The 15,986-nt window shown below is 65.9% G+C and carries 13 protein-coding genes and 1 pseudogene; 8 read left to right on the forward strand and 6 right to left on the reverse strand.

Annotated features, from left to right (window positions below; genetic code table 11):
• Positions 1-15: 15 nt before the first annotated feature.
• Positions 16-2,229: a DUF2339 domain-containing protein gene (locus MVA47_RS25795; RefSeq protein WP_247210421.1), complete on the reverse strand. Its 2,214-nt coding sequence runs from the start codon at positions 2,227-2,229 to the stop codon at positions 16-18.
• A 210-nt stretch (positions 2,230-2,439) separates the two neighbouring features.
• On the opposite strand from MVA47_RS25795, the gene MVA47_RS25800 reads away from it, so the two are divergent.
• On the forward strand, positions 2,440-3,051 hold the full coding sequence (locus MVA47_RS25800; RefSeq protein WP_247210422.1) for a dihydrofolate reductase family protein: 612 nt from the start codon (positions 2,440-2,442) through the stop codon (positions 3,049-3,051).
• 25 nt (positions 3,052-3,076) lie between these two features.
• Here MVA47_RS25800 and MVA47_RS25805 read toward each other — a convergent pair whose 3' ends face one another.
• Genes MVA47_RS25805 through MVA47_RS25815 form a run of 3 tightly spaced genes read right to left on the reverse strand, consistent with a single transcriptional unit; the run spans position 3,077 to position 6,274 of the window.
• Positions 3,077-3,736 carry a response regulator transcription factor gene (locus tag MVA47_RS25805; RefSeq protein ID WP_023955867.1) on the reverse strand — a complete coding sequence of 220 codons (660 nt, stop codon included), beginning with the start codon at positions 3,734-3,736 and terminating at the stop codon, positions 3,077-3,079.
• Complete coding sequence (macS, locus tag MVA47_RS25810; protein ID WP_247210423.1) at positions 3,729-4,967, reverse strand: MacS family sensor histidine kinase; 1,239 nt, start codon at positions 4,965-4,967, stop codon at positions 3,729-3,731. The genes MVA47_RS25805 and macS overlap by 8 nt, the downstream gene beginning before the upstream one ends.
• A gap of 8 nt (positions 4,968-4,975) precedes the next feature.
• Entirely contained in the window at positions 4,976-6,274 is a 1,299-nt protein-coding gene (locus tag MVA47_RS25815; RefSeq protein WP_247210424.1) for an AI-2E family transporter, read from the reverse strand.
• 115 nt (positions 6,275-6,389) lie between these two features.
• On the opposite strand from MVA47_RS25815, the gene MVA47_RS25820 reads away from it, so the two are divergent.
• Entirely contained in the window at positions 6,390-7,547 is a 1,158-nt protein-coding gene (locus MVA47_RS25820) for a YbhN family protein (RefSeq protein ID WP_247210425.1), read from the forward strand.
• Between the two features lie 96 nt (positions 7,548-7,643).
• The gene (locus MVA47_RS25825) at positions 7,644-7,982 is read left to right on the forward strand and encodes a DUF3054 domain-containing protein (RefSeq protein ID WP_247211075.1); all 339 of its coding nucleotides are present in this window, start codon (positions 7,644-7,646) and stop codon (positions 7,980-7,982) included.
• 186 nt (positions 7,983-8,168) lie between these two features.
• On the opposite strand, the pseudogene MVA47_RS25830 reads toward MVA47_RS25825, so the two are convergent.
• A pseudogene (locus tag MVA47_RS25830) lies at positions 8,169-8,873 on the reverse strand (sigma-70 family RNA polymerase sigma factor); the annotation flags it as partial.
• A gap of 138 nt (positions 8,874-9,011) precedes the next feature.
• Here MVA47_RS25830 and MVA47_RS25835 point away from each other — a divergent pair.
• Positions 9,012-9,752 (forward strand): SDR family oxidoreductase, encoded by a 741-nt coding sequence (locus MVA47_RS25835; protein ID WP_247210426.1) that lies wholly within the window; start codon positions 9,012-9,014, stop codon positions 9,750-9,752.
• A 12-nt stretch (positions 9,753-9,764) separates the two neighbouring features.
• On the opposite strand, the gene MVA47_RS25840 is transcribed toward MVA47_RS25835, so the two are convergent.
• Entirely contained in the window at positions 9,765-10,412 is a 648-nt protein-coding gene (locus MVA47_RS25840) for a TetR/AcrR family transcriptional regulator (protein ID WP_247210427.1), read from the reverse strand.
• 259 nt (positions 10,413-10,671) lie between these two features.
• On the opposite strand from MVA47_RS25840, the gene MVA47_RS25845 reads away from it, so the two are divergent.
• From MVA47_RS25845 to MVA47_RS25860, 4 genes are read left to right on the forward strand one after another with little or no spacing between them, the layout of a single operon-like run.
• Positions 10,672-12,240 (forward strand): long-chain-fatty-acid--CoA ligase, encoded by a 1,569-nt coding sequence (locus MVA47_RS25845; RefSeq protein WP_247210428.1) that lies wholly within the window; start codon positions 10,672-10,674, stop codon positions 12,238-12,240.
• A gap of 26 nt (positions 12,241-12,266) precedes the next feature.
• Entirely contained in the window at positions 12,267-13,283 is a 1,017-nt protein-coding gene (locus MVA47_RS25850; protein ID WP_247210429.1) for a cyclase family protein, read from the forward strand.
• A 32-nt stretch (positions 13,284-13,315) separates the two neighbouring features.
• Positions 13,316-14,587 (forward strand): acyl-CoA dehydrogenase family protein, encoded by a 1,272-nt coding sequence (locus MVA47_RS25855; protein ID WP_247210430.1) that lies wholly within the window; start codon positions 13,316-13,318, stop codon positions 14,585-14,587.
• A 5-nt stretch (positions 14,588-14,592) separates the two neighbouring features.
• Complete coding sequence (locus MVA47_RS25860) at positions 14,593-15,954, forward strand: phosphotransferase family protein (protein ID WP_247210431.1); 1,362 nt, start codon at positions 14,593-14,595, stop codon at positions 15,952-15,954.
• Positions 15,955-15,986 lie beyond the last annotated feature (32 nt).

Genomic DNA, 15,986 nt, shown 5'->3' on the forward strand with positions numbered 1-15,986 from the left:
GCGCCCGGCTTCTGATCAGTGCCGGGCGGGCGCGGGTTCGCCGTTGGGGCGGCCGGGTTCAGCGGCTCCCTGCCCCAGCGCCCGGGCATAGCCGGCACCCACTGCGAGCAGGATCAATCCGACCACGATGAACACGGTCACCCGGAAGATCCCGTCCAGGGTTGCCAGATCGAACAGGAACAGCTTCGCCACGGCGGCGGCGGTCAAGCCGAGCCCCGCGCCGACGGCCATGTTCCGGCTGAGTCCACCGAAACTCTTGTGTCCCCGGGCAATCGAGATCGAGACGATCAACAAGGTGGCCGCAACCACCATCCAGCAGATCGTCGCGGCGACGTGGCCACCGAGGAACCCGCCGTCGGGTCCGCCGAGCGCGACGCCTGCGGTGACGGTCAGCGCAGTGAGCGCATACAGGGAGATGAGCGCCGACAGAATGCCGAAGGCCTGAACGTTGTCCGCAGACGGGCGGGCACTGCTCGACCGGTACCAGGCCCAGAAGTTGGTCCACACGGCGGCGATCAGGAGCACGCTGCCCACGATCACCGAGATGGCCTGTCCACCATCAATTGTCGGCGCCTCCACCACATCGGCCGGTGAGCAGATCACGAGGAAGGCCATACCGCCGATCAACCCGATCACCACAGCGATCAACCGCGCCACGGGGTCTCGGCGTGCGCCGACGGCAACGACCGTCGACATCGCCAGCAGCACAGGGGCAACCACCGCCCCCTCGAACGCGACCACGACGGCGATGACCGCTGCGGCAGCCGACGTGCTTGCGTAGATGTGCCGCGACACCGCAGGCAACGAACGGTCGAGCGCCGCCAGGGCCAGCAGCGCCAACGACGCCCCGGCGATGAGACCCGCAGAAAGGGGCCTGCTCAAGGCAACCGGGGACAGCAGCACGGGGATCACCGTGACGCAGCCCAGGAGAGCACCCAGATGGGGAAGGGCAGCGGTGCGCAACAACACTGCTGATGACGCGACGCCGAACACCGCGTTCACGGCGATCGCCACGGCGGTGAGGGCCAGATGACTTCCACCATCCCAGGCGATCGTGCAGATCCAAAGGGTGAGAACCGATGTGCTCGCGACAACCCGTACCGCGTGCAGCAACGGCCAGTCCTTGCCGAGCTGGATGGGGAAGGCAGCGATCGACATGGCGAGCATGAAACCGATGAGCAGAAGTGATGCGCCATCGGTGAGCACCGGGGCGAGGATGAACACCGGGATGAGCACCAGCAGTCCCAGATGTTGCGAATCCCAGCGCCGGGCCAGCAGCAGCCCACCGAATGTGACCGCGGCGGCCAGCAACAGTCCCCCGTAGTCCGGGAGCCAGTCGTAGAAACGTGTCACCGCCACCACGTTGAGGTAGGCCGCCGCGATACCTGTTGCCGACAACGCGATGGCACCGACACGGCCGCCGGGCCGGGAAGACATCCTCATCGCGATGACCACCAGAGCGACAGCGAGCCCGGCACCGGCACCCACCCGGATCTCCGGACGCAGGATTCCCGCCTGAGCGGCGAGCACCAGCATCATCACCACACCGATCAACGTGACCGCGACACCGGCAACGGCAAGGATCTTCCCGATCAGCCCCCCGCCCGGGTCAGCGGTCATGCGTTGCCAGAGCGACGGCGTCGCCGGCGGAGGCGGACCGGCGGGGCTCTGTAGCGCGCTTCGATAGTGCGCGGCCGTCGCAGCCGCGAGGTTCTGGCCTCCGGGATGCTGGGCTGCGGGACCTTGGGCTGCGGGACCTTGGGGCGCCGGACCTTGCGCTGCCGGGCGAGGTCCTCCGGGATTCTGGAACTGCGCGGTGGGCTGCACCAGGGTTGTCGGGGGTTGCGGCATCATCCAAGACGGATACTGCGGCGGAACCTGCTGTGGCGGAACCTGCTGTGCCCGGCCGGGTACGTATGAGCCGGCCGGCATGCCCGGCCGTGGGTACTGGGGTGGTCGAGGCGCCTGGGCGCCAAGGGGTGGTTGCGGGTTGGGTGAGGGCTGGGGTTGCGACTGGGCAGCTGCCTCAGGTGCAGCAGCCTCCGAGGCAACGGCCTCAGGTGCAGCAGCGGCCTCTGCGGCTGGACGGTGAGTGGACTCGGCCTGCGACGAACGGGCCAGAACGGTGCCCAGCTCGAGTAATTCGCTTGATACCTTCGCGAATTGACTCGACAACGAGTTGAAGTCAGCGGAGAGCCGGCTGATGACGGCCTGATTCGGTTCGGTCATGTACCGATGGTCGCGAACGCGCCGCCGCGGCGGATGAGTAACTCTACTCATTACTCATAGGGACTTACCACGACCGGCGACCCACCCCGACCCAGAAGTCGCGGCCCGAGAAGGTACCGGCCTGCGAGGGTGTCGCGGTACCTTGCCGATGAGTTCTGTCGCCCACACGAGTCTGACTTCACGTCAGCCCACTGAACCAGAAGGACACTCATGCCGCGCACCAACCTCTCCATGTCCATGTCGGCGGACGGCTATGTCGCCGGCCCGGATCAGAGCGAAGAACATCCGTTGGGTGTCGGCGGTCAGCTGCTGCACGGCTGGCACATCGGGCCCGCCAGCGACCATCCCGTGAACAAGCAGGTGGTTTCCGAGATGATGGACGGGATGGGCGCCACCATCATGGGACGCAACATGTTTGGGCCGGTTCGAGGCGACTGGGGCGGCTCGGACTGGACCGGATGGTGGGGCGATGAGCCGCCCTACCACTGCCCGGTCTTCGTCCTCACCCACCATGCCCATGAGCCGATCGCCCTCGAGGGCACAACGTTCCACTTTGTCACCGACGGCATCGAGTCCGCGTACGAGCAGGCGGTGGCGGTCGCCGATGGACGCCCCATCAGCATCGCGGGCGGTGCTTCGTGCGCCCGGCAGGCGATTCAGGCGGGCCTCGTCGACGAGATCGACCTACAGGTGAGCCCCGTCATCCTGGGTTCGGGTGAGCGGCTGTTCGACGGTTTCGACGCCGGGACCCCACAGCTCGAACTCGAGCGGGTCCTGGAGGCTCCCGGAGTGGCCCACCTGCGCTACCGGGTCAAACGGTGACAGCTCGGACACATCAACACTGAGGTCAGCCGGGTTCTGTGTCCAGACCGTTCTCGATGGCGTAGCGCGTGAGCTCGACCCGGTTGCCCAACTGCAGTTTGCGTAGCGTCGCCTGCACATGGTTCTCCACCGTGCGGTGGCTGAGCGACAGTTTCGACGCAATCTGCTTGGCGCTGAGACCCTTCGCGACGTATCGGAGCACCTCTGTCTCACGGTCGGTGAGAGCAGGTGCGTCAACGCCGCGGTCTGGGTCTCGTGCAATTCGCCGGTACTCGCCCAGGACCAGGCCGGCCAGCCCAGGGGTGAAGACTGCCTGGCCGGCAGCTGTCGCCCGAACGGCCGACAACAGCTCTTCTTTCGACGCGCTCTTGACCAGATATCCGCTGGCCCCGGCCTTGACCGCTTCGAGAACATCGTCGCGTTCATCGGACGCCGACAGCACAAGAACCCGCGTGGCAGGTGACGCCTCGAGGAGACGCACCGTCGCCTGAGCGCCGTTGCCGTCGGGCAGCTGCATGTCCATCAGCACCACATCCGGGCGAACGGCCTCCCCGCGCCGGGCAGCCGAATCCACGCTGTCCGCGGTGGCGACCACCTCGAACCCCGCGTCGGAGAGGTCACGCGCCACCCCGTCTCGCCACATCGGGTGGTCGTCGACCACCATCACCCGCAACACATCAGGCATGAGCAGAACCCCTCCGTTGATCGTCTGCGGACCGGCTCGCGTTCCCGCCTGCCATCCGTTTGGACACCTCGAGCTCCCATTCGGTTCCCTCCCCCGGTGCTGTGTCGAGCCGGGCCGTGCCCCCGAGCGCCTCGATCCGCGCCACGATCGACTCCGACACACCCATCCGCCCCTCCGCCACAGCCTGTGACAGCCGGCCCTCGGCGATGCCTCGTCCGTCGTCGCGGATACTCACCACCACCTGTTCACCGAGATCTTCGATGAGCACGTAGGCGCGCACACCGGGGCCTGCGTGCAGGCGAACATTCTCGAGGGCGTTGACCACGGCGGCCTCCAACTCCACGGCAAGCCGGTGATCCACCGGTACCGGCTCACCCGGCTCGCTGATGGTGACGAGGTCGCCCGCGTGGGGCCGGAGCAGCATACGTAGATCGATCTCCGCAGGCTCACCGGGAACCAAGGCCGGTTCGATGTCGGCGATCAGGCGGCGCAGCGATCGCTCCTGCTGGCCGGCGAGCTCAGCCAATTGAGCTGTCTCGCCGCCGATCTCGGACCCGCGCCGACTGATCAGCGCGAGCACCTGGAGTACGCCGTCGTGTACCTGGCGGCTCAGCCTGGCGCGCTCGTCGGCGGCGGCTGCCACGCGCATGGCCTGTTCGATCCGGACGTGATTGCGGCGAGCGGTCACCGAGGCCAGACCCACCCCCACTCCCACGGCCAGCAAGACGACCACGGTCGCGTCCCGCCCGACGTTGAGGTCGTAGCCCCCTTTGGCCACCGCGCTGGCGACCCGCACCGCCAGCCCGAAAGCTGCACCGATCAACGGGCCGCCGAGGATGGCCGCGGACACCACCGCGTTGGTCGCCCACAGCGTGGTCGGAAACGACTGGTTCGACGCAGCCCAGTCGGGAGAGGCGATGAACCTGGTGGCGACGATCAGCGCACACACCACCACCAGCTCGATCCCCACCCAGAGCCATCGGCGGCCGGTGCCCTTGAGATAGAGGATGGTGCTCACACCGGTCCAGAAGGTCAGGATCGCGAAGAGGAACCAGCTCCAGGCAACGCGGTCGTAGTCGCCGAAAACGGCGAGCTGGAAACCCAAGGCGTAGATGTAGCTCAGGAGGCGAAAGACCTGCGCCGCCCGCCACATCGGCGCCACCGGGTCGGCGTCGTCGGTGGTGGCGTCACGCCGGGTGAGGGACCCGAGCCGCCCAGGACGGTACGTCATCACCGAACTCAGCTCGAATCGGCGGTACTGCCCGCTGTCCCACCGGTTTCGGGCTCGCCACGAGCACCGGACGTGCCGGGCACCGGCGACTCGTCGACCACATCGCCGCGGACACCGGGAGCATCCTTCTGGTCCCACAGTGGGCCATCGGGCTCGGCCTCGTACATGCGCTCGGCATCGCCGTGTTTTCGCAAGGCGGCCTCCCGCGCCGCAGCAACACCATGCGCCTCTGCCGTCCGCTCCTGCAACGTCCGTACCGCCGTGTTGAGGAAGGCGATGATCGGCACGGCGAGGAGCCCGCCGATGATCCCTGCCGTCACCAGCCCGGCCGCGATACCGAGCACCACGGCGACGGGGTGCAGGCGAACCGATCGTCCGAGCAGGAACGGTTGCAGCACATGACTTTCCACCTGCATGACCGCAACGACGATCGCGAGCGAGATCGCAGCGGCGACCCAGCCCTGGGTGACCAGCGCGACCAGCACCGCCAGACTGCCGGTCACGAGCGCGCCGACGATGGGAATGAACGCACCGATGAAGACCAACGACGCCAGCGGTAATGCCAAGGGGACCTGCAGGATAGCCAGACCGACGCCGATCCCGATCGCGTCGACCGCCGCCACCACCACGGTCGCCCGCACATAACCGACCAGTGAGCCGAACCCGCGTTGCCCTGCCTCCCAGACCTTTTCCCGTGATGCCTGCGGAATGGCGAGGGTGAGAAACCGCCATATCTGGCCGCCGCCGTAGAGGAAGAAGATGATCAGGAACAGCATCAGCAATGCGCCGGTGACGATCTCGCTCACCGTGGTGGCGGTGGCCAGCGCGCCTGAGGTGACCTTGTCCTCGTTGTCCTGCAGCACCTTGATCGCGTCGTCGCCGAGGTGGTCGATCTGGTCCTGACTGAGGTTCAGTGGCCCGTCGACGAGCCAACCCCGGCTGTCGTCAATCGTTTTGGTGACCTCGTCGGTCAATTGGGGCACACCGTCGATGAACTGCTGCACGACAAAGGTCAGAATCCCGGCGATGGCGCCGATCCCGACGATGAGAGTTCCCACCACCGCCAGGGACCGCGGTATCCCCCGCCGGTTGAGCCAGTCCACCACCGGAACAAGCAGCGCGGTACCCAGGACCGCGAGCCCGATCGGGACGACGACCTCTTCGAAAGACTGGATCACCCGCATCAAGGCGTAGAGGGCGGCACCGATGACCAACAGGCGCCATGCCCATTCCGCGGCAGCCCGCACGACCGGATGTACCTGAAGTCGATCGACTACACCGCTGTCCTGGGTCTTTCCATCGCTCACCCGGGCAACACTAGACCCGAAACACCGTCTACGCGGGCAACTGAAGTCGTCGGCAGTACACCGTCTGGCCGACCATTTCCGAACCGTGGCGCACCCGCCCGATAAGGTGCTGGACATGACGGCGACGCGCGGGGCCCGCCGCCGGTTCTGGTGGGTGCGTTGGGTGGTTCTCGCCCTCGTCCTGGTGGTACTGGCCGTTGAGGCCTACCTGGTGTGGCCGAAACTGAAGGAAACCTGGGTCCACATCGATGACATCGAGTGGGAATGGGTGGTGCTCTGCATCCTTGCCTCCATGTTGTCGATGGACAGCTTCGCGCAGGTCCAACGTGCACTCCTGCGGTCCGCAGGCCTCAAGATCAAGCAGTGGCAATCGCTTTCAGTGATCCTTGCCGCCAACTCGTTGAGTCAGACCATGCCCGGCGGCCAGGTGATGGCGCCGGCCTTCACGTACCGCCAGACCCGCAAGTGGGGCGCCACGCCTGTCGTGGCCTCCTGGCAGGTTGTGATGTCGGGACTGCTCATGGGGGTCGGCCTGGCGGTTCTCGGGCTGGGCGGCGCCCTGCTTGCCGGCGCCAAGACGAGCCCGTTCTCCATCATCTTCTCGATCAGCGGTTTCATCGCGTTCGCTCTCGTGGCCCAGTACATCGCCCGGCATCCGGAGTCGATCGAGGGAATCGGTGTCTCGATCCTGCGGTGGATCAATCATCTGCGCGACAAAGCCGCAGACCACGGAGTGGTCCGGTGGCGCGAAATCCTGGTGCAGCTGCGCGCGGTGCAACTCAAACCCAGGGACACGTCCATCGCCTTCGGCTGGTCGCTGTTCAACTGGGTCGCCGACGTCGCGTGTCTGGCATTCGCCTGTTACGCCGTCGGCGGACAGCCGAGCATCGCCGGTCTGATGGTCGCCTACGCGGCGAGCAAGGCGGTCGGGACCGCCATCCCCCTTCTCCCGGGTGGGCTCGGGGTGGTGGACGGCGTGCTGGTTCCGGCGCTGACCTCCGCCGGCATGGGCGCCGCTGAGTCGGTGACCGCCGTGCTGGTCTACCGGATGGTCAGCTACCTGCTGGTCGCACTGATCGGCTGGGTGGTGATCTTCGTTATGTTCCGGGGCACCTATCGCGACGAAGAGAACGTCGACTTCATGGAGAAAGAGGTCGACGCCCAGCTCCAGGACAGCACGTCAACGGACCACAACCTGGGCACTTCTGACCCCGACCCGCCTGTCGTCCATCCGTCCGACGACAAGCCCGATTCCCCCGATTCGGTTCGCTGAGCCGCTCGGCAAAACGCTACGGTGGCCTCTATGCGCCGATTGTTCACCGCCTCAGCAGACTTCTTCGCGGTGCTGGTCTTCGCTTTCATCGGCCGGATGAACCATGCCGAAGGCCTGTCGCTTCACGGACTGTTCAGCACCACCTGGCCCTTTGCCCTGGGCGCAGCGATCGGATGGTCGCTCGCCTACCTGTACGCGCACATGCGCGCCGATCACGGCTTCGATTACCCGTTCCACCCCGAGCGCGTGTTCCCTGACGGAGTCCTGGTGTGGATCGGCGCCGTGGCCATCGGCATGATCCTGCGCCAGCAATTTCATCAGGGTGTGGCGCTCAGCTTCATCATCGTGGCAACCATCGTGCTCGGTGTCTTCCTGCTCGGCTGGCGCGCGGCACGCATGGTGCTCTCCCGACGTCGCCAGACGGTCACCACCTGACGGCCTCGTCAGGGGATATCGACGACGACAACGCAGCGACCGCGTGCAGCTTGTCGGGGTTCCTGACGAACAGCAGCGTGTTGATCCCGTCGGCCCCGATGTCGAACGACAACACGGTGTCGGGCCGCCATCCCGAATGGTGATCACAGCCGGTGATCCGTTGACCTCCACCAGCGTCGAATAGGCGCCGGCGGCGAACTTCTCGAGTGTCCCGAGAACGAACCTCGCCACCTTGGCGCGACCGATGATGGGCACCCGCGCGGCGCTGACCACACCGCCGCCGTCGCTGACCGCCGTCACCTGCGCGGTGAGCACCGACTCGAGTGCGGCCAGATCCCCCGACTGCGCGGCGGTGAGGAACGCGCCCAGGATCTGCGCCTGCTGGTCCGGGTCCGCCGGTATCGCCCTCTCGACAGCGATGTGGTCCCGGGCCCGGCGCACGAGTTGTCGGGCGTTGGCCTCGCTGGTGACCAGCAGCTCGGCGATGTCGCGGTACGGGTAGTCGAAGGCTTCACGCAGGACGTACGCCGCGCGCTCCTTGGGAGCCAGACGTTCGAGTAACCGCACCACGGCCAACTCGAGCGCCTCCGCTCGTTCGGCGCCCAGTGCCGGATCGTCGGTGGTCGATACGGGTTCGGGCAACCACGGTCCGATGTAGGTCTCCCGGGTCGCCCTCGCGGACGTCAGCGCGTTGATGGCCAATCGGGTCGCTGTGGTCGTCAGGAATGCCCCCGGATCGCGAACGGCCGATCGATCGGTTCGAGACCACCGCAGCCATGTGTCTTGCACCACATCATCGGCGTCCGATGCTGTACCCATCATCCGGTAGGCGATCCCGAACAAACGAGGTCTGACCTGCTCGAACTCGGCCAGTCCCGCTTCCTGCGCCATATGACGTCACCCTTTCGTGCCAGGCCGTTCCTCGGCTGGTGAACGCTCGAGGTACATCTGCCCGCTTGAGCTTGTCACATTCGCCCGTGGCTGCCGGTCTTTGACTGCGAGAGGATCACCACGACGAAGGGCTTGAGCATGACGACTTATCTGGTCACCGGAGCAACCGGCCGGATCGGTGTCCCCACCACCAACCGCCTGCGGCAAGCGGGGCACGACGTGAAAGCGCTCAGCAGGCGCGCGGGCGACGGCATGGTCACCGGAGATCTCAGGACCGGCGTCGGCATCGCCGAGGCCATGGGCGGGGTCGACACCGTCATCCACCTGGCCACCACCAACGGGGCCGGCGACATCGAGGTCGCGCGGAATCTCGTGAGTGCGGCGGCCGAGGCCCACGTCGAACACATCGTCCTGCTGTCGATCGTCGGCATCGACAAGATCCCCTTCGGCTTCTACCGTCAGCGACTCGAGATCGAGGCGATCGCCGCCGCCGGTCCGGTCCCACTGACAATCCAGCGGGCCACCCAGTTCCATCCGTTCGTCGAGCAGATGTTCCTGGCCCAGCGTTTCTCGCCGGTTCTACTGTCCCCGTCGATCAGTTTTCAGCCCATCGCAACCGATGAGGTCGCCGCCCGGCTGGTCGACCTGGCGGCCGGCGATCCGATGGGACGCGTCGACGACATCGGCGGGCCGGAGCAGCGGGCGGTGCGCGACCTGCTGGCCGAGTGGAAACAAGTGACGGGTCGCCGCCGCCCCGACCTCCCGGTGCGGCTTCCGGGCAAGACCTTCACGGCATTTCGGAATGGCGAGAACCTGGTTCCCGGAACACCTTTCGGGCTCGAAACGTTCTCCCAGTACCTGACGGCCAAGTACAGCTGAACCAGGCGGCCTTCAGTTCTCGGTGGGCGGGCGGTAGGCCACCGCATCGCGGGCCACCGCTTGGTACCGCTTGATGACCTGCTCCTCGCTTGCCGGCCCCGTGGGCCGGAACCACATCGCGACCGCCGTGCAGGCGGTGACGACAAACCGGGACGCCTCGATCGGGTTGGTGGTGAGGAAGACTCCGCGCTTCACGCCGTCCGCCACCACTCTGTCGAAAATCCGTTGCTGCGCATCGCGATTGGCGATGACACGCTCCAGTGCCACGGCGTCGAGGCTGCGCAGCTCGGAATTTCCGATGTAACTCTCGAGTGGATTCTCGGCATGCACGCCCACATGCGTGCGGACGATCGCATCGAGCCGGTCCGCCGGATTCGCGGGGGCATCGAGCAGTGCCTTCTCGGTGCTCTCCACCAGCGCCTCACCACCGCGGACCAAAATGGTGACCAGCAGATCGTGTTTCGATCCGAAATGGTTGTAGATGCTCCCTGCGCTGAGACCGGCGAATCCTGCGATGTCCCGGACCGACGTCCCGTGGTAGCCGCGCGCAGCGATCATCTGCACCGCGGCGCTGAGGATCGCCTGCGCAGTGGGATCATCACCCTGCCGGACCGCAGCAGTGGTGAATTGCGGGTCGGTTCCCCTCGGACGCTCGGTCATCAGGCTCCCTTCACAGGCGATCTCTCGTACACCGCCCCGGGCCGGGCACCGATGACAACACGGCCGCCGGTGAACGGTCAGTCAGTGCCCAGTTGGCGGCGACAACAACCCGGCAAACGCAAGACTAGCAACCATCACGTGCGAAAAAGCCCTCGAAGCAGCAGATCAGCGCCAGACCGGCAAAGCGCTGCGCGCCCGTCCCGACATCGGCTACGGTGCCGCTGAACACTTGTTCACCAGCTTGACGTCGAGGAGCAGCATGAGCACTTTCGAGACCACGACGGTGGCGGCGGCACCCGGACGGCGTATGTCCCACGGAGATCAGCTCGCTCGCAACGCAAGGAAAGTTCCCGACCGCGTAGCCTTCGAGTACAACGGCCATTCTCTGAGCTACCGCGAACTCGATGCCCGCACCAACCGGCTGGCCCGGGGATTGCAGTCCCTCGGAGTCGAACGCGGCGACCGGGTCGCCGTGCTGATGCTCAACCGGCTCGAGCTGATCGAGACCTACTTCGCCGTACTGAAGCTCGGTGCGATCGTCGTGCCGGTCAATTTCAGGCTGTCGGTGGCCGAGATCGTCTATGTTCTCGACGATTCGGACGCCACGGTGTTGTTCGCCGACCATCTGCTGGCGCCCAGGGCCGCGCAGGCAACAGGATCGCGCACCCTTGTCGTCAGCGGCGGTGACCACGAGGATGTCGAGCAGGCAATCGATTACGACACCCTCCTGGAGACCGATGACGGCTCGCTCGACATCGACGTCGACGAGAACGAGCCCGCTTTCATCATGTACACCTCGGGAACAACCGGGAAGCCCAAGGGCGCGGTACTCACCCACATGAACCTGCTGATGAACACCATCAACGTCTGCCTCGAGCAGGGGGTGAGCGGTGACGGCGAAGTCGGGTTGTCCGGCTTGCCGTTGTTCCACATCGGCGGATTGTCGGGGATGCTCGCCTACGTCTTCGTCGGTGGCACATCGATTCTCATCGATGTCCTGAACTTCGACCCCGTCAAGGCGCTCGAGACCATGTCGGAGCGAGGGGTGGTCGCCGGGTACTTCGTCCCCACACAGTGGAAAGCCATCTGCGAGGCCGCACTGGCCAGAAAGCTCGACTACTCGCTCGAACGCATCGCCTGGGGTGCCTCGGCCGCTCCTCCGTCGGTGTTGAAGGCCATGTCCGACGCGTTCGGCGACGTGCCGGTCTTCAACGTCTTCGGCCAGACCGAGATGAGTTCTGCCACTTGTATTCTGCGCGGAGAGGATGCACTCCGGAAGAACGGCTCGGTGGGTAAGCCCCTGATGAATGTCGAAGTACGTCTGGTGGACCCCGATATGAACGACGTGCCGGTCGGCCAGGTCGGTGAGATCGTCTACCGCGGCCCCACCGTCATGAAGGAATACTGGCGTAACCCCGATGCCACCGCAGATGCCATGCGGGGCGGCTGGTTTCATTCCGGTGACCTGTGCGTGATGGATGACGAGGGCTACATCAAGGTGGTCGACCGGACCAAGGACATGGTCAATTCCGGCGGGGAGAACATCTACTGCGCCGAGGTCGAGGACGCCATCGACTCGCACAGCAAGGTCTCCGAGGTCGCTGTGGTGGCCAAACCTCACCCCCGATGGGTCGAGACCCCTGTGGCAGTCATCGTTCCCTCGGACCCCGCAGACCCGCCCACCCTGGAAGAGATCTCCGAGCACTGCAAGTCGCTGATCGCGTCGTACAAGAAGCCGACGGAGATCCTGGTGGTCGATGCCCTGCCCCGCAACGCCGTGGGCAAGGTGCAGAAGTTCAAACTGCGCGATCAGCTGGCGCAACCCTAGACATTTCACGACCCGACAGGAGAACCATGGGACGCACACAAGACGGCGGCAACTGGTCACTGGCCTGGACCCCGCCGGACTACACCGTCGACGAGAAGGGCAAGCGCGTTGGTTACGTCAACACCTCACAGCCCAACAACTGGGGCCGCTGGGGCGAGGACGATCAGCGCGGAACCGCCAACTTCATCACCCCGGACATGGTCAAAGCCGCTGCGGCGCTGGTTCGTACGGGACAGACGGTCAGTTGCGCGATTCCGCTGGACGCTTCCGGCCCGGTCCACCCGAGTCGGCCTGGGGTGGTGCACCTGTTCGGCTACACCGGCGCCGACTTCACGGTCGGCTCACAGCTCCAGCTGATCGCGCCCCGCATCCAGGGTGCCGACGACTACATCTTCATGCCACTGCAGGGCAGCACGCAGTGGGACAGCCTGGCGCACATCTGTTCTGACGACGTCATGTACAACGGCTACTGGATCGGGAACACCGAGTCCGGCGGCGGTGCGGGCCGCAACTCCATCCATCAGCTGAAGACCTCCCTCGCCGGCCGCGGTGTCCTGCTCGACCTCGCCCGGTGGCAGGGCGCCGACCGGCTGGAACCCGGGGTCGCGATCACCCCCCGCGACCTCGACGCCTGTGCCGCCGAGCAAGGGGTCACGGTGGGCACCGGCGACATCTTGCTGCTACGCACCGGGCATGTTCCCTGGTTCTATTCGCTTGCAGACAAATCCGAGTTCTGGACGGCCGGATCGCCCGGGCTCGGACGCGACTGCGTGGAGTGGATCCACCGCAAGGAGATCGCCGCCGTGGCACTGGACAACATCGCCACCGAGGTCGAGCCCGCCGAGGACCCGAGCGACCGACTGTATCCACTGCACATCCGGTTGATCCGCGACCTCGGACTCACCTTGGGTGAGGTGTGGTGGCTCGACGACCTCGCCGAGGTATGTGCAGCCGAGGGCCGCTACGAGTTCTTCTTGTCCGCCCCGCCGCTGAACGTCACCAATGCCGTCGGCTCGCCGTTGAACCCCATCGCGATCCTGTAACCGCCCACTCACCGATCAGCAAGGACAATTCAGTGGATTTCGACCTGCCCGAATCGATCACGCAGACACTCAGGGAGATCGACGAGTTCATCGAGGCGGAGCTCAAGCCTCTGCAAGAGGCCGAAGACAACATGAGGTTCTTCGACCATCGGCGCGAGTACGCACGCACGGATTTCGAGGGCGGTGGGGTGCCGCGCCGGGAGTGGGAAGAGCTCCTCGGCCAGATGCATCGGCTCGCCGATGACGCCGGCTGGCTGCGGTATGCGCTGCCCGCCGAGGTCGGTGGTCGTGACGGCTCGAACTTCGACATGGCCGTCATCCGGGAACATCTGGCACACAAGGGTTTGGGTCTGCACAACGACCTGCAGAACGAGTCGTCCATCGTCGGGAACTTCCCGTTCGCCCACATGTTGATGCAGTTCGGCACCCCTGAGCAGCGTGAGGAGTTCCTCGAACCCATGATCCGCGGGGAGGCCCGCATCGGCTTCGGTCTCACCGAACCCGACCACGGGAGCGACGCCACGTGGATGGAGACCACCGCCCGGCGCGATGGTGACGACTGGGTAATCAACGGCGGCAAGCGATTCAACTCCGGCATGCACAACGCCACCCACGATGTGGTGTTCGCGCGCACCTCGGGCAAGGACGGGGATGCCCGCGGCATCACGGCATTCTTCGTTCCCACCGACCTGCCCGGCTTCTCCGTCGATTTCCAGTGGTGGACGTTCAACATGCCCACAGACCACGCCGAGGTCACCATCAGTGATGTGCGGGTGCCGAATTCGGCGATCTTCGGTGCCGAAGGCGAAGGCCTTGCGGTCGCGCAGACGTTTGTCCACGAGAATCGGATCCGGCAGGCCGCCTCCGGAGTCGGTGCGGCTCAGTACTGCATCGACCGCAGCGTAGAGTACGCGCGCAAGCGGATCACGTTCGGCGCTCCGCTGTCGAGCAGGCAGGCCATCCAGTTCCCACTCGTCGAACTGCACACCGAGGCCGAGATGGTTCGCGGCCTCGTCCGCAAGACTGCCTGGGAGTTGGACCGATTGCCGCACATGCAGATCAGCGACAAGGTGTCGATGTGCAATTACCGGGCCAACAGGCTGGTCTGCGACGCCGCCGATCGCGCCATCCAGGTGCACGGCGGAATGGGATACACCCGCCACATGCCGTTCGAACACATCTATCGGCACCACCGTCGGTACCGGATCACCGAAGGCTCCGAAGAGGTTCAGATCCGCAAGGTGGCCGGCTACCTGTTCGGATTCGCCGGACCCGACAAGATCAAGACCGACAAGCAGGCGTGAATCCGATGGAACCCGGCACCGACGACATCGGGTTACGCCTCACCGAACGACTGACAACTGTTCTCGGCCAACCGGTCCGGATCGAGCAGCTGCAGCGGCTGACAGCCGGGGCGAACAGTGAGACGTGGTCGTTCGAGGCACACCGCGGCGCGGATGTGGAGCGAATGGTGCTGCGTCGTCAACCCGGTGGTGGCCACGGCCCGATGGGTATGACGAGGGAGGCCGAGGCCATCGCAGCCGCGCACGCTGCCGGCGTCCCGGTACCTCGGGTGGTGGACTACGCCGATGACGGTGAAGCACTGGGCGCACCGTACCTGATCGCCGACCACATCGACGGCGAGACCATTCCGCGGAAGATCCTGCGCGACAACCGCTATGCCGACGCCCGCACCTCGATGGCATCGGAGCTCGGTCGGACGCTGGCCGGGATCCATTCCATCCCGCTTGGCTCGGTGCCGGCCTTGCGCAGTGCCCCGACTGCGGATCTCGACCATCTGCGCACCCTCTACCTCGACCTGGACACACCGTCGGCCGTCACCGAGATCGCGTTGGCGTGGCTGGCCGCTCACCAACCCGAACCGGTCGGGGAAGCGGTGGTGCACGGCGACTTCCGCAACGGCAACCTGATCGTCGACGAAGGAGGGCTGGCCGCCGTCCTGGACTGGGAACTCACCCACATCGGCGATCCCAGGGAAGACCTGGGCTGGCTTCTGGTCAAGTGCTGGCGCTTCGGTACCGAACCCGAGGTCGGTGGTTTCGGTTCGATCGACGAGCTGCTGGACGGTTATGCCGAGATCAGCGGGTCGCGGCCCGACACCGACGCGGTTCGCTGGTGGCAGATCTACCGCACGGCATGGTGGGGAATCGGTTGCGCCCAGATGGCGCAGCGACACCTGTCGGGCGAGGTCCGGTCGGTGGAACTCGCTGCCATCGGTCGGCGGGTCTGCGAGCAGGAGCACGACCTGTTGCTCGCCCTCGGTCACCCGGCCGACCCCGCTCCGACCGAGTTGACCGAACTGCCGTGGACCGAGTTACACGGCAGACCGACCACCCCGGAACTCCTCGGTGCGGTCACCGAGTTCCTCCGCGCGTCCGTGATGACCGCCTCCGACCCGGCTCTCGCATTCCAGGCCCGCGTCGCCGCCAATGTGCTCGACATCGTCGAGCGTGAATTGACCTACGGGGGCGTCCAGCAGCAACGCCGGCGAAGTCGCCTCTCCGACCTCGGCTTCGACACCGAGGCCGAGTTGGCCCTGGCGATCCGCTCCGGGTCCATTGGTGCCGACGACCCGGCCGTGGTCGCCGCCACACGCGCCGCTGTGACGGATCGTCTGATGGTGGCCAACCCGCGATATCTGAACACGTAGGACCGGCGCGAGCGCGTTCGGCAATGGCTCTC

The organism is Williamsia sp. DF01-3 (genome assembly GCF_023051145.1).
Classification (GTDB): domain Bacteria; phylum Actinomycetota; class Actinomycetes; order Mycobacteriales; family Mycobacteriaceae; genus Williamsia.

Coding starts and splice junctions, on each gene's coding strand:
- MVA47_RS25795 (WP_247210421.1), bottom strand. CDS start 2,229: ATGACCGAACCGAATCAGGCCGTCATCAGCCGGCTCTCCGCTGACTTC.
- MVA47_RS25800 (WP_247210422.1), top strand. CDS start 2,440: ATGCCGCGCACCAACCTCTCCATGTCCATGTCGGCGGACGGCTATGTC.
- MVA47_RS25805 (WP_023955867.1), bottom strand. CDS start 3,736: ATGCCTGATGTGTTGCGGGTGATGGTGGTCGACGACCACCCGATGTGG.
- macS (WP_247210423.1), bottom strand. CDS start 4,967: ATGACGTACCGTCCTGGGCGGCTCGGGTCCCTCACCCGGCGTGACGCC.
- MVA47_RS25820 (WP_247210425.1), top strand. CDS start 6,390: ATGACGGCGACGCGCGGGGCCCGCCGCCGGTTCTGGTGGGTGCGTTGG.
- MVA47_RS25825 (WP_247211075.1), top strand. CDS start 7,644: ATGAACCATGCCGAAGGCCTGTCGCTTCACGGACTGTTCAGCACCACC.
- MVA47_RS25835 (WP_247210426.1), top strand. CDS start 9,012: ATGACGACTTATCTGGTCACCGGAGCAACCGGCCGGATCGGTGTCCCC.
- MVA47_RS25840 (WP_247210427.1), bottom strand. CDS start 10,412: ATGACCGAGCGTCCGAGGGGAACCGACCCGCAATTCACCACTGCTGCG.
- MVA47_RS25845 (WP_247210428.1), top strand. CDS start 10,672: ATGAGCACTTTCGAGACCACGACGGTGGCGGCGGCACCCGGACGGCGT.
- MVA47_RS25850 (WP_247210429.1), top strand. CDS start 12,267: ATGGGACGCACACAAGACGGCGGCAACTGGTCACTGGCCTGGACCCCG.
- MVA47_RS25860 (WP_247210431.1), top strand. CDS start 14,593: ATGGAACCCGGCACCGACGACATCGGGTTACGCCTCACCGAACGACTG.